The sequence below is a fragment of the Acidovorax sp. KNOB132 genome, assembly GCF_057541515.1.
The window spans coordinates 1-561 of the sequence record NZ_BAAJYT010000660.1 but is presented as its reverse complement, the minus strand read 5'-3'; the positions used below and the strand labels follow the sequence as shown (position 1 = coordinate 561).

Below are 561 nucleotides of genomic sequence, written 5' to 3'. Positions count from 1 at the left end.
CGCGCGGCGGCCAGCGCGGCCCAGCGGGCGCGGTGTGGCGGGCGGCGGTGTTGGGGGATCGGCATGGAGGCTCCTGGAAAGAAATCGGTCAAGACACAAAAAGGGGACGGCGGGCGGGCAGGGCGCGCCCGTCCCCCTGTGAGCCGATGCGGCGGGCGGGTTTGTACACGTCGCCGATCCAAATCAATGAATGGCCAGCGGCGGCCCATCGGCCGGAGACCGGGCACTGGGCCTCGAAACGGGCGCCACCGCAATCAATGCGCCGGCATCCTGCTATGGTTTTTGATGTGCCGTGCGCAGGCCGATCACCACGCTGCCGTCCGCATGGCGGTCCACCCGCACCGGGGCCAGGCGCGGCAGCAGGTCGATCAGCTGGTCGATGCGGTCCAGGTCGAACTCCCCCGAGATGCGCAGCGCCGCGGCGTGCCCGTCGGCCAGCGTGATGGGCGTGCGGCGGTGGCGCTGCATCTCGGCCACGGCGTCGGCCAGCGGCGTGGCGTCCAGCCGCAGCCGGGCCGGCCTGCCACGCGGCGACGCGGGCGGTGTCCGCTTCCACCGGGG

General features: G+C 73.1%; 1 pseudogene. It reads right to left on the bottom strand.

Annotated elements, in window-relative coordinates:
- Window positions 1-273: 273 nt before the first annotated feature.
- Window positions 274-561: pseudogene (locus tag AC27IO_RS25270) on the bottom strand (hypothetical protein); the annotation flags it as partial.